Below are 25454 nucleotides of genomic sequence, written 5' to 3'. Positions count from 1 at the left end.
GAATAACCTTATCAAACAAAATGAGAATATTAATAACGATACTGCTAACATGCTTTTTGCTAAAATCATGTGCAAAGCCGGAACCTGGCAAACAGGTAAGTATTACAATAGAAAACAATAAAAAAGGAGCTCCCATAACATTAGGGATTCCTTTTCCGAAAGGAGAACTCCAATCTGTGGACAACCTTAGGCTGTTGACTGCTGATGGCACGGAGATTCCGTGTCAGACTACCGAAGTAGCCAATTGGGGGCCAATTGATGAGAGTATCAAATGGGTATGGGTATTCTTTTTCTCCGAAGAAGGTTCCGATTATGTCCTTGAATATGGGGATGCCGTGGCACCCATGCTCCCAAAGGAAAAGATTGTATCCACCAATAATATGAGGCCACAAGGTGGAATAGATGTGAACACAGGGCCACTTTCTTTTTCAATCCATAAAAAAGGGAATGGATTTTTGGATGAAGTGTACCTGGATTCCGACAAAGATGGAAAGTTCTCGGAAAATGAATTGATCGGATCATCAAAAGGAGAGAACAGAGGGTCTTTCTTGGATATTTTGGATGACGCAGGGATTGATGCCTCCAAGGCCGTCATCAATGAAGTGTTCCGGGAGAAAGGCTCAGGCCCCATGCATTCCATTTTTAGGATAGAGGGAACATACACCTATAACAGGCCGGACAACAACATATCACCTTTTTCCATTTGGTTGCATACCTATGCGGGTAAAAGTTATATAAAGGTATTGCACACCATGACCTATACAGGCATTCCCGACAAACATAAGATCCAGGAAGGCCAGCATGCCAATATTGCAACACAAAACGATAAGATCTTATCCGAACAAACCGCGGATGATCCGGGATGGACAGAACCCAATGATCAAATTGCCGGGGTAGGTCTCCAACTCAAATATCATTTGGATGATAATGTGAGTGTTACCATGCCCTTGTATGATGGGGACTGGAAAGAGGAAGACTCCAAAACCGTGATGGAAAAGGTGGCCGTAACGGGTAATGAAACTGTTCAATTGCTACAGAAAGGACCTGAGTCCAGAAAGAGCCCGAGCCTTAGAAGTCTTTACATGAATGGATTTAAAAAGGATGAAGGTCAAGATGGGATGGAGGCAAAACCAAGCTTTGAGGCAATTGTCACCAAATCAGGTACTGATGTGGCCCAAACCCAAAGGGCAAAAGGTTGGATAAATGTTTCCGACGGTAAAAGAGGGGTTGGAATCGGTATCAAGAATTTCCTGAAGGAATATCCCAAAGGAATAGAATTGGACGCTTCCACATCTACGTTGACAGGAAGTATCTGGCCTAAGGAAAATGGACCAAAAAGTTTTGCCAGGGCAAACACTGAGAGCGATGGTGAAATGCTGGACAACTTTGCCCAGGGCATCACTAAAACCACAGAGTTTATCTACTATTTCCATGATAACGATTCAACGGAAGGAGTGGGGGAGAAAATGGATTATGTTTTGGATGGTCCCGTGGCACACGCCGCCCCAGAATGGTACACCGGCTCTAAAGTGTATGGCAACATGGCCCCTTTTTCCGAAAAGCACCCGGAGTTTGAGAATGCATTGCAATATAAATACCAATGGTGGGCCTATAACCAACAGAACGAGCCATGGTATGGAATTTTCGACTATGGGGATGGTAAGACCTATTTCTTTAATGGTAGCTGGGTCATGTGGACGAATAACGAGCCCACAACGGATTTTATGCTTTGGACCAATTTTATGAGAACAGGAGATCCGGAATATTTCAATCTGGCACAGGCCATGAGTAGACATACCATGGACGTGGACAACATCCACTGGCCAAGAAAGCGTACATATTACGGTCAAATCAATGATGCCATCGATTTTTGGAACTATGAAGATGAGCCGGAATCCACGCCCTATCTGGGAATAGGTAGAAGGCATGCCAACGAGCATTGGAACGCCCTTTTGAGCGCACACGTTTGGATCCAGGGATGGATTGCGGATTACTTTCTGGCAGCCGACCATCGGGCTCTTGAAGTTGCTAAAATGACCGGTGATACCTATATCAATCGAATTTGGGGGGAACATGACCTAAGAGGAAGAAGACTGTATCTGTCCGTTCTCAATTTGGTCGAACTTTATGATGCCACCAAGCTCAAAAAGTATAAAGACGAATTGGATCAAAGGGTAAACATCATGCTGGAACTACAAGAAAGACAAGGAGGAAACCTTTTGTTGGACAGATATGGATATAGCCAGACCTATGTGGCCCAAGGATTATACAAATACCAACAGATTACTGGGGACGAAAGGGTCAAAAAGGCTTTGGTCAACCACGCAAGATGGGTTCGTGACGTACCTCCTTTAAACCACGAAATGGAATCTTATCTGGCCACAATCTATCCATTGTTGTTGGGATATGAGTTCAGTGGAGAAAAAGTATACCTAAATGAGGCACTTGCCAGGGCAGAGGTTCTCAAAATAGGAGAGTTGCCAAAGAAGCCCGAGGCTTATGAAAACGCGGTTGATTATAGTGATGATCTGGTCAAAATTTCCAATCTACCCGAAAGCAAAGGCCGCTTTACCAACTGGCAAACCAACCAAGGACTTCGTGTGTTTGGATGGACACATGCCTACAACATTCCATATTTGTTGTATTGGCTGGACCAAGAGAATTTAAACTAAGACCAACTAGTTAATGAAAAGGGCAATCCGGTCTATGATCGGTGCCCTTTTTTTATGTACATATCCTAAACAATATCATAAAATGCGCTACAAACGTTTGGGCTTTGTCCTTGGCCCGTTACTCTTTATTCTTATCCATTTGTTCTTTACGGGCGATGGGCTTTCCGTTCAAGGGAAAAACCTTCTCGCAGCAACCGTCTGGATAGGTGTTTGGTGGGTCTTGGAGGTGTTGCCCATTGCCGTGACGGCCCTATTGCCCATCATTCTTTTTCCTTTATTGGGCACTTTGGATCTAGGTGAAACCACCGCTAGTTACGGACATAAATATGTTTTTCTGTATATGGGCGGATTTATGTTGGCAGTAGCCATTGAAAGATGGAATTTGCATAAGCGCATCGCATTGAACATTATAAGGATCATTGGTACCAATATGTACACCATTGTTCTTGGGTTTATGGTGGCAACCGCATTCCTATCCATGTGGATTTCAAATACCGCAACTACGGTAATGGTACTGCCCATGGCAATTTCCATCATTAAACAATTAAAGGACAACCCCATAACACCACAAGATGAGAATGGGATATTTGGTAAGATGTTGATGCTTGCCATTGCCTATTCCGCTTCCATAGGAGGTATTGCAACCTTGATCGGTACGCCCCCAAATTTGGTCTTTGCTGGATTTGTTCAAAAAACCTATGGTGTGGATGTGAGTTTTTGGCAATGGATGAAATTTGGGCTTCCGGTAGCCACAATTATGCTGGTTTTGGCGTGGTTATATCTTACCAGGGTTGCATATCCCTTAAGACAGGGCAAGTTTCCCGGAGGGAAGGAAGAAATAAACAGGTTGTTGGCCCAGTTGGGACCCATGTGCAGGGAAGAACGGCTGGTTTTATGGATATTTATCTTGACCGCCATTTGTTGGATTACCCGCTCCTTTTTCCTCCAAAATTTCATTTCGGGTATTGACGATACCATAATTGCCATTGGCTCAGCGGTACTTTTATTTATAATCCCAATTGGGAAGGGGAAAGGCGCCCTTCTCACATGGGAGGAAGCGGTTCAGATTCCATGGGGTATCATTTTATTGTTTGGAGGAGGAATGGCAATTGCAAAGGGATTTGAGGATACAGGACTTGCAAGCTATATAGGTTCCCAGATGACTTTTTTTGATGGCCTGCCATTATTGGTACTGCTGTTTCTTGTTATTGCCTGTATCAATTTTTTGACCGAGGTTACCTCCAATTTGGCCACCACGGCCATGATGCTTCCAGTTTTGGCACCTTTGGCCGTAACATTGGGAATAGATCCTTATATGATCATGGTTGCATGTACCTCCGCAGCCTCATGTGCTTTCATGCTTCCGGTGGCAACACCACCAAATGCGGTTGTTTTTGGGTCTGGATACCTGAAGATACCAGATATGGTCAAAGCCGGTTTTTTTATGAACATAGTCTCCATTGTTGTCATGGCCATTTTCATTTATTTTCTTCTCCCGTTACTATGGAACCTCTAAAGGTTGAGACACAAAGGTAGGTTTTAGGGGCCAATGGGTATTTTAGATGGCAATTATATGAATTACGAGATACTTTGAAGTTCAAAACTATTGAAACAACAAACAATAAGCTAGCCACTCATTGGCCATTTCAGTAGTTTCGATTAAATTTTGGTATCCTTTATAGGTACCTTGATTACAAATGGAATACTATTCTTTTAGTTAAAAACAGTGTCGGATACCTCCTTGGGCCCTTCAAACTTTCTGAGATATATGAACATCGTGTTTTTATACCAATTCTTCTTCAGGTCTTCCCTTGTGGTATTAGGATTTATTTGACTCTTATGGCATTTATGGGAGAGGTAGGCCTTGTCCAGATCTTCTTCGGTAAAAGCTACTTTGGTGGTCAAATATTTCCTCTCCAGACCATGTAACATCTTTTCTTCTGGATTTTCTATCAGATCGGAAGGAATTCCACAAAAATAAAGTGACACGGGTTTATCCCAGTTTTTGGACAGAAACACTTGCGTGACTGACGCTCCAACAAGACGATGGTCCATATGGTTGGACCAACCATCCGGCCCCCATGTAATTAAAACGTCTGGTTTCACTTCTCCAATAATGGCATTAAGGTCTTTAATGATTCCACGGGCCTGTGGTATATGCCCATCATAACCTTCGGCTGCCCTTAATTGATCGTGATAATCAAAATGATGAAGTTTGGCCCCTAAAATTGCCGCGGAGCACTTTAATTCCTCTCTCCTAATAGCAACCAATGTATCACCTTCCATATGGTTGTTGAATTCGTTGGAACCATACCTGCCATCAGTTATGGTGACCAAATGTATTTGGGCTCCTTCCCTGGAATATTTGGCGAGAATGGGAGCAACGGTTCCCTCATCATCAGGGTGTGCAAAAATCGCCATCAATACCTTTCCTTCAAGAGGTTTCTGACCATAAATTTCATGCTGTACGGATAGCATAAGAACTAAAGACAGGGCAGAACTGAATAAAAATTTGAAATTTGGATTTTTCATAAATGGAAGTGTTTTGGTTTTACTAGGTTGGTATTGTTCCATGCAAAAAATATGAATAAGTTAAGCTACTAAATATAACGGTTCCGTTGCAGTTATGCACGGAACATTTTTAATAACCCATTGATCAGAGGGATTATACCCTGTTCTTGACGGGATTGAAGAATTTACTGTTTATTCCATACAATTCTGGTTATATTTAAACTGTTGTTTTGAACAAGTGGGTGTCTGAGGATATTAAGTTGTTAAAAAAATAATCTATGAACCGAAGGGATTTTGTAAAAAGAAAAATGATGCTGTCCACCGCATTGGGTTTGGGTGGAGTAGGAGTGTTATCCGCTACCGAAAGGCCCTCGAGCAAAGGACAAAAGGGATTCAATCTTAATTATGCCCCCCATTTGGGAATGTTCAGGGAATCTGCTGGCACTGATCCTATTGACCAGTTAAATTTTATGGCAGACATGGGCTTCACCGCTTTTGAGGACAATGAGATGAAAGGCAGGGACAAAAGCCTTCAGGAGAAAATGGCCAGAACCATGATGGAAAGGGGCATTACAATGGGAGTTTTTGTGGCCCATGAAATTTATTGGAACAAACCCAATCTCGCCAACGGAGATGCATCACTACGTGAAAAGTTCCTGAAAGAAATAAAGGAGTCCATTGAGGTTGCAAAAAGGGTCAATGCTAAATGGATGACGGTGGTCCCTGGTCATGTAGACCTGAGATTGCGGGAAGCATATCAGACCGCCAACGTCATAGAATCGTTGAAACAGGCCTGTTCCCTTTTGGAACCCCATGGATTGACCATGGTTTTGGAGCCCTTGAACTTTCGGGACCATCCCGGACTATTTTTAACGGACAGCCCTCAAGCCTTTGAAATATGTAAGTCCGTCGATAGCCCTTCCTGCAAGATACTTTTCGATATCTACCACCAACAAATCCAGGAAGGCAACCTTATTCCCAATATTGATGCATGTTGGGACGAGATCGGTTATTTTCAGGTTGGCGACAATCCAGGGAGAAATGAACCAACCACTGGCGAAATAAACTTTAAAAATGTATTCAAGCATATCCACTCTAAAGGATTTGTCGGCATTGTAGGTATGGAGCACGGTAATTCCATGGAAGGTAAGGAAGGCGAACAGGCTGTGATCGAAGCCTACAGGGCCACTGATTCATTTTAATTTAACGTAAGTCAAAACAGGGGGATTCTTCACCAAAAAGCAATAGAGGAATAGATTGAAAGTCCTTTTTTCTTTTCTCAATCTTTCCCACCCATTGATCAGGCTGAGTACATTTCAGATATCAAACCATTTACTGATGGTTTTCCATCGCCAACATTGGTCCCAAAATATCCCAAACATTGTTGGCTACGATTTTTTGTCCTTGTATGGTCGGGTGGATACCATCACTTTGATTGAGACTTGGAATTCCGGCAACATTTTCAAGGAGGAAAGGGATGAGTGAAACATTTTCTTTTGATGCCAAATCAGGAAAAATACTTTCAAATTCAGCAGTATATGCTGGCCCCATGTTAGGTGGTATCTTCATCCCGGCCAAAATAATCTTGGCATTGGGAAGCTTTTCTCGGACCATTTCTACCATGCTCTGCAGGTTGGTCCGCGTTTCTGTCAAAGGAATTCCGCGGAGCCCATCATTGGCTCCCAGTTCTAAGATTACAATTTCAATACGATCCTCCAAAACCCAACCCAACCTGTTTTTTCCGCTAGCAGTGGTTTCTCCGCTCAACCCAGCATTGACAACACTGTACTCCAACCCCAAAGAATCCATTTTTTGCTGGATAAGGGCAGGAAACGCTTGACTGACTTCCAAACCGTAGCCAGCTGTAAGACTGTCCCCAAAAAAGAGTATTTTTCCATAGGAACGGGCAACTTCAAGTTTTTGATCTGTATCTTCAGTTGCTGGCTCTTCCTTTGGTTTGTTTACATTTTCGCCACAGCCCAAAGACAATAACATAAAAAAATAGCAAAACATTAACGGCCTGGGGATCTTTGATGGTATCTTGGTCATAATCGATTTTAGTATTTTGAAAAATTCAACCAAATGCGTGTTATGTCAAAGATATTAAAAGTTCAAAACCTCTCTAAGACCTATAGGAGTGGAGACCAAGACCTTCATGTACTCAACAATGTTTCCTTTGAAGTGTCCAATGGTGAAACGTTTGCCATTGTGGGGCCATCGGGTAGTGGTAAAACTACCCTACTTGGGTTATGCGCCGGCTTGGACAAAGTAGATGATGGTGAAATATGGCTATGTGATCAAAATTTGATCCAATTAAATGAAGATGGAAGGGCATTGTTGCGCAATCAGAACGTTGGTTTTGTTTTTCAGGATTTTCAATTGTTGCCTACCCTTACGGCATTGGAAAATGTGATTGTTCCTTTGGAATTAAGAGGAATAAAGAAGGCAAAGGAACAAGGGAAGGAGTTGTTGGCAAAGGTTGGACTAGAAAATAGATCGGGGCATTACCCTTCACAATTATCTGGAGGCGAGCAACAACGGGTGGCTTTGGCACGCGCATTTGCAAATAAACCCGCCATTCTTTTCGCCGATGAACCCACTGGAAATTTAGACGATGAGACCGGGGCCAAAATAGAAAAATTATTATTCGAACTGAATAAGGAACAAGGAACTGCCCTGGTCATTGTTACCCATGATCTGGAACTGGCACAAAGGGCGGATAAAAGCATTCGCCTCAGGTCAGGTAAGATTGAACAAACACAGGGTTGATCATGGATAAGGGAAAGAAAGCAGGCTTTTCATGGTTGGCTAAAATGGCATGGCGCGATGGTAGGGCCAGTTATGGTAAACTTACCCTTTTTGTCTTATCGATTATCTTGGGTGTTGCAGCTGTGGTGAGTGTTCACAGCTTTAGCGGTTTGCTCAAAGAAAATATTGCCCAAAGATCCAAGGCACTTTTAGGGGCCGACTTTGTTATTGAAAGCGACCAACCCATTACTCAAAAGGTGGAGGCGATCATTGACTCCCTTGGTGGAGCGGACGCCAGGGAGATCAATTTCCCTTCCATGGCGTCGTTTCCAGGTAAAGGTGCGACCAAGTTTGTGGAGGTAAGGGGTATAGATGGAGGATTTCCATTTTATGGGGAATTGGAAACGGTACCACAACAAGCTGCTGGGAGATACAAAGAGGGTAAGGCATTGGTAGATGCGACCACTATGATCCAATTCAACCTAAAAGTAGGCGACAGTATAAAACTTGGGGCCAAAAGCTTTGCAATTGCAGGATCATTGGAAACGGTACCGGGTAGCACCTCCGTTTTTGGGGCCATAGCACCTCCCGTACTGATTCCGCTGGCCAATATTGATGATACAGGGCTTGTTCAAACCGGTAGCCGTATTGATTACAAATATTATTTTAAGGCCAAGGAAAACCAGGATTTGGAAGATTTAAACAAGAAGTTGGAGTCTATTTTGGATGAGGAGCACGCTGATTTGGACACCCATCTTTCTGAAGCCAGTCGTTTAGGAAGGCGTTACGACAACTTTGGGAAGTTTTTGAACCTTGTTGGTTTTATTTCACTATTGCTGGGCTGTGTGGGTATTGCCAGCGGCATGGGTATTTATGTACAAATGAAGTTAAGGTCTATTGCAGTACTTAAATGTTTAGGGGCTTCCAAGAAGCAGAGCTATCTCATTTTCTTCATCCAGATCGTTTGTATGGGCTTGATCGGCGGTTTGTTCGGGATTATGTTTGGATATGTACTTCAGCAATTGTTTCCAATTTTATTGGGCGACCTGCTTCCGGTCGATGTAAACATTACCTTGTCCTTTCAAAGTGTACTCTTGGGGCTTTCCCTTGGAACGGCCATGTCCGTTTTGTTTGCCCTCTATCCTTTGATGAAAACTTTGTACGTTTCGCCGTTACAGACCTTAAGGGTAGTGCAGGAAAACACCTCCAGATCTATCAGGGCAACCTTTGCCGTCGGGTTGGGTATCATAGGATTTGTGTTTTGCTTTGCCTATTGGTTACTAGGCGATCTGGCCAGATCGATTTATTTCGTAATGGGGCTTTTTGTGGTGTTTTTGGTTCTTACCAGTGTTGCTCAATTTTTTATGGCGATGCTCAAAAAATTCTTTCCACATTCTTGGGGATTCATTGCGCGCCAAAGCCTAAAGAATTTGTTTAGGCCTCAGAACCAAACCTTGGTGTTGGTTTTGTCCATTGGTATAGGAACTTTTTTGATCAGCACCTTGTATTTTACCAAAGATATGCTCTTGGAAAAAGCGGCCATGGAAGATAGGGCCAATACTGCCAACATGATATTAATGGATATCCAGACCACTCAAGTTAGTGCTGTGGCAAAAACCCTTCAATCTTCAGGCTTCCCGGTGATAGATAAAATCCCGATCGTGACCATGCGGGTAGAAGCTTTGAAGGATAAGCAGGTGTCTGAAATAAGGAAAGATTCCACGTCCCAGATAGGTAGATGGATTTTGAACCATGAATTTAGGGTCACTTACCGTGATAGCTTGGTCAGCTCCGAGAAAATTGTGGCTGGTAATTGGATTTCCCGCGCACAAAATGAAAAAAGCATACCCATTTCCGTCAGCAGTGATTTTGCAACCATGGCCCAAGTTGATGTTGGGGATGAGGTCACATTCAATGTGCAGGGTAAGATCATGAAAACAGTGGTAAGGAGTATTAGGGAAGTGGACTGGACCCGATTACAGCCCAATTTCTCCATTGTTTTTCCTATTGGTGTGCTGGAAAATGCTCCACAGTTTGGGGTAATGACCACCCGAACTTCCACTGATGTAGGGTCCGCCAAATTACAGCAACGACTGGTCAGTGAATTTCCCAATGTTTCCATATTGGACCTCAAGCGCATTTTAGGTCTATTGGAGGATATTTTGGGCAAAATTGGTTGGGTTATCAATTTTATGGCCTTTTTCAGCATATTTGTAGGCATTGCAGTGCTAATGGGTGCCATTTATAGCAGTAAGCATCAACGGATGAGACAAGGGGCCTTATTACGGACATTGGGTGCCAAAAGCTCCCAGATATTAAAGATGATTGCTTTGGAATACGCAGTTCTTGGGTTTTTAGGCGCTTTTATGGGTGTGGTTTTGGCCGTGTTGGGCAGTTCCCTATTGGCCTACATTCTTTTTGATACTGCTTTTGTTCCTTCATCTATTCCTTTTATGGTCATTTTGCCGTCCATAACGATATTGGTATTTGCCATTGGGGTTGGTACCAGTATTGAGATTATCAGGAATTCCCCAATATCAGTATTGCAAAAGGAAAATGAGTAAATAGCCTACCCTTACTTTATTGGATACCCATTAGGGTTGAATTTAGGCTGACTGCTAATATGATTGAGCTTCCCAAACGTGTATACTGGTTCTTGTGTCATTTATGGCATTATTGGATGGATGTTGAAAATAGATTCCTTGACCCTCTTGGTTTCAGGATTACCCTCCATGAAATTTAATACTACAATATCTTTTATATTGTTGGGGACAACAATATTATTGACTGTAAAACATATTAATGTGGCTGCAGCACATGTTGTTAATGGGTTAATGCCTATGATGTGTCTCGTACCCTTGGGCAGATTTTTCCTAATATTCCAATCTTCCCGCTGCCTTTGAGTTGGATGCAGGGTTTAGATACTTAAGGTTTGTAGATGACAATTGGATCTACACTTTTTGCCTTGGCAAATACTACAGGAACTATTGGTTCAACGCCCGCGTATATCTTTCGCCAACCGGCAGCGGCATTTGGAATTCCTATGCTTTGGAGACACGATATTATTTTGGTGGGTCGGATGATTACTTAATGGCTAGGTAGGAACAGGGTTCTCCCCTGACAACACGGCGAATAATGTATTGTATGAGAACGCTACAAAACTAAGGTCCGATAACTTTACCCTAGGTTTTAGAAAACTTCTTGGTGATTCGCATGTCATCTATGCCGAACTGACCTATGGTAGAGTAGAGTTCCAGACCGATACTTTTGACGACCAATATTCCATTAAACTGGGGTATATCAAAAGGCTTTAATACTAGTTGCCTTGCAAGACGGTCCTAAAACCTAAATGCTCCATCCCTGAATCAGGACTTGTGGCCATACGGGCACTGATCCGATAACTGGCACAATAGGAGGCGCTGCATAGAAAAGAACCACCCTTTATCACTTTTTCTTCGGCATATGGGTTAGAGGAATTATAGGCCTTAAAAGCTCCTGTTGGGTTTTGGGTAACCTCGTTTTTGTCCGCAAGTTCCTTATAATAATTGGTATTGTACCAGTCATTGGTCCATTCCCAGACATTTCCGGCCATATCGTATAGTCCAAAATCATTTTTGGGATAACTCATTACGGGTGCCCTTCGTTCAAATCCATCTTCCTCCGTGTTTTCTACCGGAAATTCCCCTTCCCATGAATTGGCATGGGAACTTAACAGGGAGACATCGCTTCCCCAAAAGAACAGTTCATCCTTTTTGCCTGCTCGTGCAGCATACTCCCACTCCGCTTCAGTGGGTAACCGCCTCCCGGCCCATTTGCAATAGGCCAAGGCATCTTCAAGGGCAATGTGCACCACAGGTTCGTTTTCCTTGCCCTCAACAGTGCTGTTTGGTCCGTTGGGATGTTTCCAATCGGCACCGATTTTCCATTCCCACCATTGCGAATAGTCATATAGGTTGGGTACGCTGGATTTAGTCTTTTTGAACACCAACGAGCCTGGTTGCAAAATGGAATCGTGGGGTTTGGGGGTGCCCTTTGGTAATTGCTTCTTCATTTCCTCCCAATCAATTTCCCGTTCGGCCACGGTTACATAACCTGTCTCACTCACAAATTTGGAGAACTGGGCATTGGTGACCTCATGGATGTCCATAAAAAAACCATCCACATGCACTTGGTGCGCTGGTTTTTCATGCATCATGGCCATCTTGTCCTTGGTAACGGCACCTTGCATAAAATCCCCACCAGGAATCCAGACCATGCCTTCTGGAGTTTTGGTTGGCGGATTTCTGGATTTTGGAGTTTCCTTTATTTCCGTTATGCCCATGGATTTGTTTGCACCATCTGTTTTAGGCTTGCAATTTGCCAAGAGGATAAACAGGATAATATAAAGTGCAACATTATACTTTAATGTCATTGGTTTTGGTTTTATCCCGATGTTTTGTTCTAAACTGTGCTGCTAATTTCGTGTTTTTAAATTTTCTTGGAACAACCTTTTCAATTCTTACGAGGAAAACGGGTTGTATAATATTCGCCTAGGAATTGTTGGTTTAGGGAGCTAGTATCACCAAATTTCACTCCTGATTGCCCAAGTTTCCTAAGAAGTTCTTCTGTAATGCTTACTTAAGTTGGGTTCTGGTATAGATGGTTTAGCGAATCTGTGTCGCTGAAAAAATCATATAGTTTTCGGTTATCCAGATTGGATTAGAAATGAATCGATTTAAAATTGTCGGAAGTGATGATATATTGTCCCGTTGCATCCTTTTAGGAAGGATTTTCGGGGCAATGGCAAAAATGGTACTTTTCTCTTTACGCCCGCTTTCTGGGAACCATCGAATAATTGTAACTTTTAGAGGTGGTTCCCTTTATTGGTTTCCGTTTGTGGACTGGAATAATTTTTCCACTTGCAGGGCGGTTAGGGCCTCCCAAACATCGTCAGGCTCCATTTTTTCACCTGTGACCTTTATATAAAAGCGATTTCCAAATAAAGATTCTACAACGGTAGTTCCTTTCTTTTTATTGTATTTTTCTACGGCCCTTACACCATTTTTGGTAATAGTCCGTTCACTTTTGGTTTCGCTTTCCTCCTCGTAATCCATTGCCAAGGTTGCCTGGGCGGCCATGGCTACCGAAGCTCCCATCTCACCTGCGCAGTCCATCAATTCCACTTTCAGTTTACGGACATTGTCCGGCGAGGTATAATGTGCTTCCATTGATGCTATCTCACCCATGACCATGGTACCCAATGTGTAACCGGTGCGCTGCATTCCCAACAACTCATCTGGTAACCATTCTTTAAACACTTCTTTGGTAATCGGCGTTGTTTTTCTGAGGATCTCGGCATTTGCCTTCAAATCATTTACAGAACCCATCATTGTTTCAGATGGGGAAGCTGCTGGATTTGAATTTTCTGTTTTTGGCTGTTCCGTTTCAATATTTTGAGCTTCGGAATTGTTCTTGCAGGACATCCAGAGTATGGAAAGGGTAAAAACGAATATGAAACTGATTTTTTTCATTTTAAATCGTTAATTATCAATTGTTTATTTAAAAGTAGGGGCTGTTACTTTACTATTTGGGTAAAATCAGCAGTTCCACTCGACGGTTTTTCTGGCGGTTTTCATCGGTGTTGTTCGGTGCAACGGGTTGGGAATCCCCAAAACCTTTGGTTTGCCATGAAAAGTTGTTTGCCGATCCTTTCATTAAAGATTTTAATACTTGGCTTACACTTTGTGCCCGTTGTTCCGATAGTGTTTTATTTGAAACTGCGTTTCCAATATTATCTGTATGCCCTTCCACCACAATGGTCCCTTTTCCCAATTGTTCAATTTGTGGGATGAGTTCCGAAAGCAAAACTTCGGCTTCTGGTTTAAGTTCAAATTTACCGAACTCGAATAAAACAGAGCTATCCAGTTGTAGTCGTATTGCACCGCCAATAGCGGCAACGGCATCCACATCGGCACCGGGAATACCACTTTCGGTCATTAAATCGGTCAATCTAACAAAGGTGAAAGTTTCTCCCGGTTTCACAAATTCATGAATGTCCACCATTGCCGTTCCACCTTCAATCTCCCCTACATGGATCCACTCATTGCCGTCTTTGGAAATTTCAAGTACGGTAGGTTCTACCTTACCTATTTCAAAAATGAACAGATCGGGACCATTGACGTCGGTGAGGGCATTATCGGTAAATTCTAAAACCAGTACTCCGCCAATTCCTATACTACAGAATCGGGCATCGAAATTACCTGTGTCCTTGGGTAAATCGGGTTCACCAAGGGAACCTTCAGAAAATCCGCCTTTCGGAAATCCAGGTTTATGGCTTACGACCCTATCTGCAAAAGAGATCTTTCCCAAGGGAAGGAACACCACATTGCCCTTTTCATCAAAATAGGTGTTGCCAACTGCGTCATCTTCCCCGTTCCAAGTAGGGTTGAGTTTTTGGAACTGGGCACGGGCCTTTTTTGACTTATTCAGAATGGATTTGGCATTGAGGCTTGCTATTTTAGTATGATGATTCAACAATTTGGTAAACGCCTGGGAGGCCTTTCCACTTTGTAGCTGTTTTTCAACTTCGGGGTCCAATATCGCGGCTTTGTTTTCACGGGCTTCCAATTCGTTCAAGTATCGCTCAAAGGATGGTACCTTTCCCAACAATTGGATTTCCCTTTCGGTCATTTTTAGGTAACCGGCCATAGCCTGGGCAATACTGTCCGGATTATTGGTGGCTGCAATGGTTTCTTGCGCTTGTCGGAGTCCATATGCATTGTAAACGCCCGCCTGGGTCATTTTTTCATAAAGAAGGCTTTTATCGCCGCCCATAAAATCTGCCATTTTTGCTTTTGCCAAATCTTCCATGGCATTGGCATTGTATCCTGTTTTCTGGTTGATGAGAGCCAGTCTTTCGTTGATCAGATCTTCTACTCTCTGGGCGTTTGGATTGCCCCGTTGCATTACTTGGTCAGTACCTTTGGCCACAGTCTTAAAAAGGTTTTGAGCTGATTTTTTAACGGCATCCCCGGAATTGTTGATGGATGTTTGTTGTGAAACTTCGTCTGAAACTGAAGTGGAAAGGCGATGTTTTATTTCGAGGAGTTCCACCTCTGAAAATCCGCCTTTTCTCAGTTTTTCTTCAAAAAGCCCCAAAACGGCATCATCCGCTTGCAGTGCATTGACAAAAATATCCAGTTGTTTTTGGTCGCTTAAGTTTACATCCAGGACACCATCCTCAGTAGGGTTGGGATCCGAAGCATTGTTTTGTGGTTTTGAAACCGTTTCCGTTTCTGAAGGGGTGTGTGTAACCTCATCCTTATTTCCATCCTTTTTTCCTTTGGAGCAACATATTGCAAGGCCACATAAACTTAGTAGTAGTAGTTTTGATAGGTTTCTTGACATTGTTATTCTTTATTCGGTTTTCCCTAAATCTTCCACTAACTCCATGATCCACGGGGAATCAACATTTTTCGACTCAAGTTTTTTACAGTGAGTCATCATAACACATCCTTGATGCAACACAATACCACCCTTATTCCGCCAGCCGATTTCACCAAGGCCAAAGCCCCCTTCTATTTCATGCAATTCGGTTTTTCCGATGTGATAAACCCATGCTCTGCCACCGTCACCCGTAGGGACCGTGAGCAAGATCATCCGGTTGTCGGGTGAAGGTCCTACCAAGTCCAATTCGCCTTCCTCTGGAGCTGGATTATGAAGGGTGTCCACCTGGCCATCCTTCTTTGCGATGATGATCATGCCCTGAACTTCGTCAAGTGTTAGGTTATGGACATATTGGGAATCCCTGCTTTTCATGCAACCCAACAATAGTACAACCCATATACAAAATGGGAGAGAACCCTTTAACATTACTTTTTTCGTTTGTACTTGTCCTTCATGAATTCATAATAGATAAATCCGAAACGATCATACCAATCTTCCACACCAAATTTGGCCTCACAGATATTGAGTTGTTGCATGGCTTCGGCCAAACGCTGCATGAATTCCGCATATTTTTTATCATAGGCATTTTCCAAATCGGTAATGGATTTTTCAATTCCACGGCGTTCGTTCTGCCATGCCAGACCCGTTACGGCGTGGATCCCCGATGCGTTGTCACCAAAAGCAAGAGCCGCATCGGTGAATTTCTTGGTACAGCTGTATATGGTGGCCAACTCTTCCAGATTATATCGAACATTGTTGAATTCAGTGCGGGCTTGATAATAACACTCGGAACAACTTCCCAGATTATCCCCAAAACCTGTGGCTCCTGTCAAAAGCTCATCATCACAGAAAGAAGGTATATTGGGTTCCCCGGGAATCGGGGTTGCACTCATACATTCGCCCAACCCGTGATAAAGATCGAACACCTTGGCAGCCGAACTCCAAGCCTTCATGATTACACCAATATTTTTATTGATGCTTTCCGTGGTTTTCTTAAACTTTGCCGCATTCCAGTCTGCTGGTACTTTTTCGTTTATGATCTTAAGTAACGCCTCAAAATTCTTCATTTGGGCATTGTTGTCCTTTACAAATTCTTCAAACTCTTTCACGGATAGGAAGGCGCCTTCAGGACCTGTTTGCACGAATGACATGGATGAAAACCCAAGCAATACCAGCACCAATGTTGCCGAGCTCTTGTTTTTTCCCAATAGTTTTCCGGCCAATAGTCCAATAACCAGCAAGGCAACACCTAAGGCGATATACAGCCATTTATTGTCCCCTCTGGTGTTAGTGGTACCGGTGATTTCTGTAGTTTCATCGGCCTTCATTTCGCTGTCCTTTATTTTTCGGAAAGGGCTCCCCAAATATGCCTTGACCGGTTTACTTGCCAAAAGGGTGATATTGTACAAGGCACCTACCTCTTCGGCTTCGACCTTTATGCCAAAAGACCCATAAGACCTGACTTTAAAATTGATGATGTCGTCTGATGATGAAGAGGTTGTTTGCTGCTCCTGTTCATCTTCCCAGTTGTCCTTTACCAAGGTTGCCTTCAAGGGCTCCCCGTCAACGCTGGATACGAGTACATCTACCATCTGGAACATGCCATGTCCTGTAACGTAATGGTACATGACCAAGCTGTCCATCTTATTAAAAAACACAATACCCTTTTCTTCTTCATGCCCTTTTCGGGTGTCTTTTTGAAGTTTCAACTCAATCGGCGTGAGTTTTTTGTTCAAGGTATAGGGTTGGGCTAGGGCGCTATGATATACCAAAATGCCAAGCACAATTAGTAAAAAGTGTCTATATGATCCCATGGAGTTATTTTTTATATTTTTCCAGAAGTTTATTGGCAATGATGATTGCTTGCTCTCTCATGGTTGTTTCAGCAGCGGTTTCTATTCCTTTCTTTTTGTTCACTATTGCCGCTGCCCTAGATCCATAACCAATATTCACATAACGTTCAAGTTTTGGATTGAAAATGAAAAGAGATCCCCTAGCCTTATGGATACATAGATATGTATCACCGGATTCGCTGATCTGGGCGGAAAGCAACCCTGAATTATCCTTCAAATAATTGGAAATTTCGTTTTTCACATCCTCCAAACTGGCCAATGTACCGGTATTGATAACCAACCGTCCTTTACTCCCATCGGGTTGGGTAATGCTGCTGGAACAAGCAAAACCTTCAGTTTCAACACTCCCGGCTGCAAGGGAAAGGGCCTGTTCCAATTCCTCTGGGGTCATCAGGGGACAATTTTCCTGTGTGGCGTTGAACAAAGCTGAGTAATCGCCGTTCTGTTTTAGATCGATGCCGTCTTGGGTCGGAGCTGCAACAGCTACCTCTTCCGCGGGTTCCGGTTCCTTGTTTTCGGTTTTCTTGGAATCGCTACAACTTGTGAAAATGAGCATGGCCAAAGTCAAAAAAGTAAAAAGGAATGGTTTCATTGTTTGCAATTGTTATGGTATTATTGGTGCATATTTTAAGGGAACACCTTCAAAACTAGAGCGGAAACCAACTATATGTATATGGGAATGAGTGGTTGGCGGGTTTTAACCTGTAATTGGTAATAGAAATGGTTCTTTAGGAAATGTACCTTGAAAGCAAGTTGAAAATTATAATGGCCTCTGCGGATAAATTAGGACTTTATCCTGTTCTAAATGTTTACAGGGATTTGAATCTGGATAGAAATTCGTCCTTTTTTCTTCGGGAAACTGCAACATAATGCCCATTCTCAAGTTCAATTTGGCCGCCATCTCCCTTGATGTAACGTTTAATGGTTTTCAAATTGACCAAATGTGAATGGTGGCATCTAAAAAACATGGACTTGGGCAAAAGATCCTCGTAATCCTTCAAGGTCCTGCTGGTCACTTCCTTTGTTCCGTTGGCCAAATATATGGTGGTATAGTTACTATCGGCCTCCAAGTGGACCATATTTTCTATGGTCAGGAACAACAATCCCTCCAAGGTAGGAACGGCAATTTTATCCGTTACGCTTTCGGATTTCAGGTTATGCTGCAGCACTTCAAGTTTTTCACGGGCATCCTTAATGGTTTCCCTTTGGATGCGGTCAACGGCCTGTTTCAATTCATCAATGTCAATGGGTTTCAACAAATAATCAAAAGCAGCAAACCGAATAGCTTTAATGGCATATTGATCGTAAGCTGTGGTAAAGATCAAATGAAAGGATTGGTCTTTGAGTTGCGAGAGCATTTCGAACCCTCCCATAATAGGCATCTCAATATCAAGGAAAACAATATCGGGGTTAGAATTTTCAATGAGATTAAAGCCTGTTGTCCCGTCTTCTGCAAACCCTATAATTTCAACATTTGAACAGTAATGGGTCAATTTTTCCCTTAGAGCAATTCGTCCCATTTCCTCGTCATCAATGATAATAGCTCTTAACATCTTTGTTTCAAATTAATTTTAACCATTTAAGCTTTTCAAAAGCAGATGAACGAATGGGCAATTTAGCGGATAAATCATTCGACCTTTAATAATATTTCAACCCTTGTTCCTGTTGGAACACCATTTTCCTCTTTGTCAATGAAGAGAATGGATGCCTTATCCTCCTCGTTGAAAAACCGTACGCGGTCACTGCTCATTTGGGTACCATAGGACTTGTGTCCTTTTGCTTTATTGGAGTTTTTATTGTTCCGGCCCACACCATTATCCTCAATGACATATTTTACAAAGGGATGTTGTCCAGTAACCGAAATTTGGAGTTTACCGTTTGTCCCCTGATTTTTTCGCAAGCCATGCACAATTGCATTTTCAACCAAGGGCTGTATGATTAACGGCGGTACCTGAAAATCACCTTTCAATAGGTTTTTATCCACATTGATGGAAACCTCGTACTTCCCTTTGTCCCGAAGTTGTTCCAAGGAAACGTAGAGTTCCAAAGTCTCCATGTCCATACTCAAAGAGACGGTTCTCTGCTGCGAGCTATCCAGTACATTACGGAGTAATTTGGCAAATTTGTTCAAATAAACGGTAGCATTGTAGCGATCATTGCTTTGCACCAGAGCATCTATATTATTGATGCAGTTAAAGATAAAGTGCGGATTCATTTGGGCCCGAAGCGCCTTCATTTCCGTTTCGGTGATCCTTTGTTCCATTTGAGCCTTGTACCTGATGTGATCAATACGCCGCTTCATGAAATAATATACGGCCCCGGTAATAAAGACAAAGGACAGGGACATAAACCACCAAGTGGTCCACCAAGGAGGAGTAATCTCAAAATCAAAAACGTCCGATGTGCCCGGAAGGTCGTTCCAGTTGAGGGTCCGTACTTCGAACCGATATTTTCCGGGACGTAACCCTGCATAGGAAACGGAGGTGCCATTGGTAAGGGTGTTCCAGTTTTCATCCGAAGCACCCAACAATCGATAACTGTACTTTACCGCACTTTCGTTCACAAAATAAAGGGCCGCAAAATAGAATTGAATATTGCCTTGGCCATGGGGCAGAATAGTCTCTTTCAATTCCGCAGGATCTAAGTTGACAGATTCGTTTTCTGCTTTGTTTATGATTTGGGTAATGTGTACTTTGGGAGGTGGCAAGGTTTCCGTAAACTGATCTACAAAACGGACCAGTCCTGATGCCGTGGCCACCCAAAAGATGCCATCCACGGTTCGTTTCACATCCCAGATTTCATCATAGAAGTTATTTTCTTTACTGAAATTGAGTACTTTATAAGAATCCCCAACGGGCAGCAGTTTGTCAAGCCCCAATTGCGAAGCAATAAAAACACTTCCTTGGCTATCTTCTGCTGCCACATAGCAGGAGGGGGCCATTAAACCATCTTCTGGGGTCATTTGCAGACTTTGATAGACCCCATTGGTATCCTTGAATATTTTGGTAACACCCTGATCCCGAGATCCGGCCCAAACATTACCCATGGCATCAACATACATAAGCCCGGTGCGGGCTCCCTTCATCAGATGGCTTAAATCATCTTTTTTGGCCGTAATAGGATCCCCATTATAAAAAAGTTCGACCCGGAAGAGCTTGCCATCCCACATTCCTGCCCAAAGGTTTCCATCCTTGTCAAATACAATTTGGTTTACCCTGTCCTTAATGCCCGCCAGATTCAACTGTTCCTCGGTTTTTGGATCGTACGCATATAAACCGTGATTGCCAGCCATAAAATAATGACCTTTGCCATCGGTTTCCATGTTAAAAAAAGAATGGTCAAAAGCAATCTCCTCTCCTTGTAATCCTTGCTTGGGATCAAATTTGAAAAGTTTTTTGGCCGTCCATCGGTACTCCTCGTTCAAGGCCACAAAATGTTGCCCGGTGCGGGTCGTCAAAATCTTAAAGAAACTGTTCGGCTTTATGGATGCCAATGTTGTGACCGACATGGTCAGTGGATTGAATTTTTGCAAATGGCCGTTCGTGGTGGTTACAAAAATCTCCTCTTCACTGAGTACCAAAACACTTTGAATCTCGTTGTCTGCCAAACCATCTTGGGTAGTAAAGTACTGTAAATGGCCACCTAACGAAATCTTGGTAACCCCCTTTAAGGTTCCCACCCAAAGGTTGTTTTCTTGGTCTTCATGCAACTTCAAGACCTTATTGGATGCCAATCCGTCCGTTTCGGTGAAAACGGTGAGCTGCCCACTAGGCCCTATGCGCACCAACCCTTCGTTAGTGGCAATCCAATAATTTCCGTACCGATCCTGAAGCATATCCTGTACATTTCCTTTCAAGATGGCATGGTCAAAGGGTGTTGGTAGGGAACAAAACTTTATGCGGCCTTCATCCACATCTTCCATAGAAAGTAATTGAAGACCATTTACGGCGCACACCCAAATGTTGCCATGGATGTCCAAGAAAAGATTCTGTGCATCATTCGGTTCTCCAGGTGGGGCAAAATCCAATAGTTTGCCATTGGGATCGAATAATTTAAGGGAAGAAATGTACTCTGTCTTTTCAATGAAATGTCCACCTGTTAATAGATTCCCTGCAGGGGTGATGATCAATGAGCTGTTTGGTCCAGGATATGTTGGAGTGATTTGTTGCAGTTTTCCTTCAGAATACCTAACCAAACCTGAATTGTCCGTGGTGAGGATGCAAGAACCATCGGGTTGCTTGTAGAATGCCTCAATGGCCATGGACCCGGGCAAAATGTTTGGCCCAACCTTCCCATTAACGATCGTTTGCAGGTTATCACCTGAAGCCACATATAAGATACCATTGGGTCCTTCGAACATAGCAGAAACAAAATTGGATCGCAATCCATTTTTGGTCGTAAAATTGGTAAAACGCGCACCGTCGTATCGACTCAGGCCAAAACGTGTCATAAACCACATAAAGCCTTTGGAATCCTGGAAAATGTCGTAGACAACATTGGTAGCCAAGCCATTTTCCATGGTATAGTTTTCCATAAGAACCCGCTGTGCCGAAACAGTGGTCCAACAGAGAAACAACATGTTGAAAAGACAAGTTCTCCAGATAATAGTTCTATAATTTTTGAAAGAAAATGACATATACCCAAAATCTGAAAATACTTCTGGATATTCCAGAAGGCCCTTTTGTTACAACACTAAAATATTGGATTTTCCTCCTTTTTGTATATAGCAATGAGCCAGAGGTCATTTTTTATACATAATAGGAAGTAAATTATGTAATTCTGGTGTTTAAGATCGATTTGGTTGAAAAAATAATGGGATAAAACCCTACCCAAAGAAAGTTTCAGGATTGCTAGAGCTTCACAGAATTTGGCTGAAATCGTAAATGATAAAATGAAGTAATGCTATTTACGGATGAAAATGGGTCAAACGACCTAGTTGTCAACTATTTTTTGACTTAAAAAAAGGAAAAGGTTGAAGAATATCGATTTATTAGGCATGTTCAGTTTAACACATTAAAGTGCCTAGGATTAAAAGCGGATCCACTCAACTTGGTAGTCCTATTGTTTTAAGTATCATAGTGTGTGTATTTTAAGTCAGGAAGGCTTTTTCCACTCAATCAATGCATTTCCGTAATTCAGTATCTTGTAAGGATTCTTTTTTAAATTAGATGAATCTAAACCTATAATTATTTTCAATGGGCCGTAAAATACTAAGTTTCTTTCTTTTTTTGACCTGCACCTTTTTGTTTAATCATCCATTGAAAGCCCAAAGCCCTGTGGAACAAAGCCAAGTTATCCCAGGGGAACTACCAGACCCTTCAATCATTGAAGTCGATGGTATTTATTATGCAGCCGGAACTTCAGGAGATTGGGCCCCGATTTATCCTATATATAAATCCACCGATCTAAAAAACTGGGAACTTGTGGGTCATGTGTTCCAAAAGGCACCGGATTGGACCATGTCCAGTTTTTGGGCACCTGAGCTATATTATAAGGATGGTACTTTCTATTGCTATTATACTGCAAGGGCAAAGGATGGCATTTCAAAAATCGGTGTTGCCACCACAAAAGATATTTCAAAAGGATTTGAAGATAAAGGAGTTATAATAGAATGGGGCAATGAAGCCATAGATGCCTTTGTATTTGAAGATAAAGGAACTCCATATATTACATGGAAAGCTTATGGTTTGGAGCCCAGTAAACCGGTTACCCTTTTAGGCTCAAAATTGTCAAACGACGGTTTGTCACTTGTGGGCAAGGAATTTGTAACCATCACAGCAGACGATAATGAATTTGAGGGAAACATGATCGAAGGGCAATGCATTGTTGAAAGAGGGGGATATCTTTATATGATATATTCAGGCAACGGATGTTGCGGTCCGCAATGTAACTATCAGGTTGGAGTTGCGCGGGCTAAAAGCATGGAAGGACCCTGGGAGAAAGCTCCCAATAATCCCCTTATAATAGGAAACAATTCATGGAAATGCCCAGGACATGGCACGGTGATCCATACAAGGGATAAATGGTACTACCTATACCATGCCTATAACACCAAGGGCTTTCCTACTCTCGGACGGGCCGCGGTATTAAGTGAAATGTATTGGGATGAAAGTAGTGGTTGGCCTTATTTTAAAGTAGAAGAGGAAACTTCGGATAAGGATAGACTTGTGGAAAACCGTACCGATAATTTTGATCAAACCTCATTGAACAAATTTTGGCGTAAAAATTTACTGGCCACCGATTTTGAGGCTGAACTTGTTAATGGTGAACTGAAGTTGATGGAAACCAATCCAGACCCCAAAAATAAAACAGGAGCTATTTTATGTATTATTCCCGATGATTCAGATTTTGAATTCTCTGTAAGGGTTACAAATATAAATCAAGCCCTAAAGGGCCTTATATTTTACACCACCAAGGACAAAAGTCTTGGTCTTGGTGTAAAAAATAGGAAATTACTACTGTGGCGGGTCGTTGATGGCAAATACGAGGAAATTGCCAGTGTAGCATTAAAAAACACGGGCAATGTTTGGCTCAAGGCAAAAGTGACCAATTCCAGAAAAATTGATTTTAGCTATCGTACTGCTGATGAAAAGTGGAAATCATTCAATACGATGGAAGGGGACAACCTCATCTGGTGGTCTTCTGGTATGAAAGTGGGCATTCAGATTAAAAAGGACGGCGTTTCTGGTGATGCGGAAGGAAGGTTTGATGATTTTAGTATAAAATACTAAAATGATGGTTTGTCGCCCCAACAGCTAGTTGATTTGGTATTCGGCAGTCGCCTTGGGGAAATTTACTTCACAAGAATTGGGTTACGGATTTGGTACAAAAAAGGTGTATCGGCGTGATTATGTATTATGTTGAATTGGCAATGTGCTTGAGAAAAAGTTGCCAAATATTTCATCATGGGTCTTGATGGTTCAGTCTACCTTTAGTTGAAGATTTACAAAGAACTATTTAGCATGCTAGGTTCAGCTAAGATCCCGGTCAACTTGATTGATTGGCCCGGAAACTATTCCCATAAGGCTGGTTTGCGTTAGTTTTTTAAGAATCACCAAACCTTTTTTAAGGTTAGGTAATTTTAAATGTAAAAATTACATATATTTTCTATCTTTAAAACCGCACAAAAAAAATAGACCAAAACAAACACAAAATGAAAATCAAAATCAAAAGCTTATTGATTGCGGCCCTTTGCCTGACTTCAGGCTTAGCTGTTGCACAATCTAACACGTCCCAAAAGTGGTCAATAGAAAAGGCCGAAAAATGGTATGGTCAACATAATTGGCTCAATGGCGCTGATTTTATTCCAAGTACGGCCATTAACCAATTGGAAATGTGGCAAGAGGATACCTTTGATCCAGAGACCATAGATAGGGAGTTGGGTTATGCCCAAGGGATTGGCATGAACGTTATGCGGGTATACCTGCATAGTTTGGCGTATAAACAAGATCCAATTGGTTTCAAGAAAAGGATGGACCAATATTTGGATATTTCGGATAGTAAGGGAATCAAGACCATGTTCGTCATCTTTGATGATGTTTGGGGGAAAGAGCCCAAGATCGGAAAACAACCGGAACCTATAACAGGTACCCATAACTCGGGTTGGATGCAAGATCCAGGTGATCCAGCATCTAAAGACCAAGCAAATTTTCCTTTTTTGAAAACGTATGTAAAGGATATTCTGACAACCTTCAAGGATGATAAAAGGGTTTTGCTATGGGACTTGTACAACGAACCGGGAAACTCGGGGAAGATCAACGATTCCATGCCTTTGTTGCAAGCAGTGTTTTCTTGGGCTAGGGAGGTAAATCCCTCACAACCCATCTCGGCAGGAATCTGGTCTTGGGGATTGGTGGACCTTAATGCCTTTCAGGCACTCCATTCTGATATTATAACCTACCACCATTATGGGAACCCAGAGGATCACAAGTTGATCATTGAGTTGTTAAGGACCCACGGAAGGCCCATGATCTGTACCGAATATATGGCCAGAACCCGCAATAGCCGGTTTTCCAACATCATGCCTATGTTGAAGGAGGAAAACATAGGGGCTATTAATTGGGGATTGGTGAAGGGAAAGACCAACACTATATACCAATGGGACACACCTATTGAAAGTGGCGAAGAACCCGTAGAATGGTTTCATGACATCTTCCGAAAAGACGGAACCCCATATCGTCAGGATGAGGTGGATTTGATAAAAAAGTTGAACGGAAAATAATAAAATCGGGGTCTTCTTTAAAAG

19 protein-coding genes are annotated in these 25454 nt (G+C 42.5%); 9 read left to right on the top strand and 10 right to left on the bottom strand.

Translation table 11 applies throughout. The features are described from left to right. Window positions 1–56 precede the first annotated feature (56 nt). Together GTK07_RS15975 and GTK07_RS15970 are read left to right on the top strand one after the other, a co-directional pair. Window positions 57–2672 (top strand): exo-rhamnogalacturonan lyase family protein, encoded by a 2616-nt coding sequence (locus GTK07_RS15975; protein ID WP_235932898.1) that lies wholly within the window; start codon window positions 57–59, stop codon window positions 2670–2672. Between the two features lie 82 nt (window positions 2673–2754). Further along, window positions 2755–4188, top strand: a complete 1434-nt coding sequence (locus GTK07_RS15970; protein ID WP_163636247.1) for an SLC13 family permease — start codon at window positions 2755–2757, stop codon at window positions 4186–4188. A gap of 197 nt (window positions 4189–4385) precedes the next feature. On the opposite strand, the gene GTK07_RS15965 is transcribed toward GTK07_RS15970, so the two are convergent. Next, on the bottom strand, window positions 4386–5204 hold the full coding sequence (locus GTK07_RS15965; protein WP_163636246.1) for a PIG-L deacetylase family protein: 819 nt from the start codon (window positions 5202–5204) through the stop codon (window positions 4386–4388). Between the two features lie 257 nt (window positions 5205–5461). On the opposite strand from GTK07_RS15965, the gene GTK07_RS15960 reads away from it, so the two are divergent. Then, window positions 5462–6385 (top strand): hydroxypyruvate isomerase family protein, encoded by a 924-nt coding sequence (locus tag GTK07_RS15960; RefSeq protein WP_163636245.1) that lies wholly within the window; start codon window positions 5462–5464, stop codon window positions 6383–6385. Window positions 6386–6515: 130 nt separating this feature from the next. Here the strand turns inward: GTK07_RS15960 and GTK07_RS15955 are convergent, their stop codons facing one another. Beyond that, a complete protein-coding gene (locus GTK07_RS15955) occupies window positions 6516–7196 on the bottom strand; it encodes an arylesterase (RefSeq protein WP_235932897.1) in 681 nt (226 codons plus the stop codon). 78 nt (window positions 7197–7274) lie between these two features. On the opposite strand from GTK07_RS15955, the gene GTK07_RS15950 reads away from it, so the two are divergent. From GTK07_RS15950 to GTK07_RS15935, 4 genes are all read left to right on the top strand, one after another. Beyond that, entirely contained in the window at window positions 7275–7952 is a 678-nt protein-coding gene (locus GTK07_RS15950; RefSeq protein WP_163636243.1) for an ABC transporter ATP-binding protein, read from the top strand. Window positions 7953–7954: 2 nt separating this feature from the next. Continuing rightward, window positions 7955–10495, top strand: coding sequence for an ABC transporter permease (locus tag GTK07_RS15945; protein WP_163636242.1), 2541 nt, complete (start codon window positions 7955–7957; stop codon window positions 10493–10495). A 340-nt stretch (window positions 10496–10835) separates the two neighbouring features. After that, window positions 10836–11033, top strand: a complete 198-nt coding sequence (locus GTK07_RS19485) for a YaiO family outer membrane beta-barrel protein (protein WP_163636241.1) — start codon at window positions 10836–10838, stop codon at window positions 11031–11033. Between the two features lie 38 nt (window positions 11034–11071). Continuing rightward, the gene (locus tag GTK07_RS15935; protein WP_163636240.1) at window positions 11072–11245 is read left to right on the top strand and encodes a hypothetical protein; all 174 of its coding nucleotides are present in this window, start codon (window positions 11072–11074) and stop codon (window positions 11243–11245) included. Window positions 11246–11247: 2 nt separating this feature from the next. Here the strand turns inward: GTK07_RS15935 and GTK07_RS15930 are convergent, their stop codons facing one another. The 8 genes from GTK07_RS15930 to GTK07_RS15895 form a co-directional block, all read right to left on the bottom strand. Next, window positions 11248–12342 (bottom strand): formylglycine-generating enzyme family protein, encoded by a 1095-nt coding sequence (locus GTK07_RS15930; protein WP_163636239.1) that lies wholly within the window; start codon window positions 12340–12342, stop codon window positions 11248–11250. Window positions 12343–12790: 448 nt separating this feature from the next. Next, complete coding sequence (locus GTK07_RS15925) at window positions 12791–13441, bottom strand: hypothetical protein (RefSeq protein WP_163636238.1); 651 nt, start codon at window positions 13439–13441, stop codon at window positions 12791–12793. 52 nt (window positions 13442–13493) lie between these two features. Then, window positions 13494–15317 carry an OmpA family protein gene (locus tag GTK07_RS15920; RefSeq protein WP_163636237.1) on the bottom strand — a complete coding sequence of 608 codons (1824 nt, stop codon included), beginning with the start codon at window positions 15315–15317 and terminating at the stop codon, window positions 13494–13496. Window positions 15318–15326: 9 nt separating this feature from the next. Continuing rightward, window positions 15327–15671, bottom strand: a complete 345-nt coding sequence (locus GTK07_RS15915) for a hypothetical protein (protein ID WP_203583823.1) — start codon at window positions 15669–15671, stop codon at window positions 15327–15329. A gap of 110 nt (window positions 15672–15781) precedes the next feature. Beyond that, the gene (locus tag GTK07_RS15910) at window positions 15782–17170 is read right to left on the bottom strand and encodes a hypothetical protein (protein ID WP_163636235.1); all 1389 of its coding nucleotides are present in this window, start codon (window positions 17168–17170) and stop codon (window positions 15782–15784) included. 4 nt (window positions 17171–17174) lie between these two features. Beyond that, window positions 17175–17801 carry a hypothetical protein gene (locus GTK07_RS15905; RefSeq protein WP_163636234.1) on the bottom strand — a complete coding sequence of 209 codons (627 nt, stop codon included), beginning with the start codon at window positions 17799–17801 and terminating at the stop codon, window positions 17175–17177. A gap of 217 nt (window positions 17802–18018) precedes the next feature. Further along, a complete protein-coding gene (locus tag GTK07_RS15900; protein ID WP_163636233.1) occupies window positions 18019–18762 on the bottom strand; it encodes a LytR/AlgR family response regulator transcription factor in 744 nt (247 codons plus the stop codon). Between the two features lie 74 nt (window positions 18763–18836). After that, window positions 18837–21788 carry a sensor histidine kinase gene (locus GTK07_RS15895; protein WP_203583822.1) on the bottom strand — a complete coding sequence of 984 codons (2952 nt, stop codon included), beginning with the start codon at window positions 21786–21788 and terminating at the stop codon, window positions 18837–18839. A 697-nt stretch (window positions 21789–22485) separates the two neighbouring features. Between GTK07_RS15895 and GTK07_RS15890 the strand changes: the two genes are divergently transcribed. Then, entirely contained in the window at window positions 22486–23940 is a 1455-nt protein-coding gene (locus tag GTK07_RS15890) for a glycoside hydrolase family 43 protein (RefSeq protein ID WP_163636231.1), read from the top strand. Between the two features lie 422 nt (window positions 23941–24362). Then, window positions 24363–25430, top strand: a complete 1068-nt coding sequence (locus GTK07_RS15885; protein WP_163636230.1) for a cellulase family glycosylhydrolase — start codon at window positions 24363–24365, stop codon at window positions 25428–25430. Window positions 25431–25454: the final 24 nt, after the last annotated feature.

The sequence above is a fragment of the Flagellimonas sediminis genome, assembly GCF_010500845.1.
In the GTDB taxonomy this organism is placed as follows: domain Bacteria; phylum Bacteroidota; class Bacteroidia; order Flavobacteriales; family Flavobacteriaceae; genus Flagellimonas; species Flagellimonas sediminis.
Note: the sequence above shows the minus strand (reverse complement) of the source record. Positions and strands in the feature narration are given on the sequence as shown.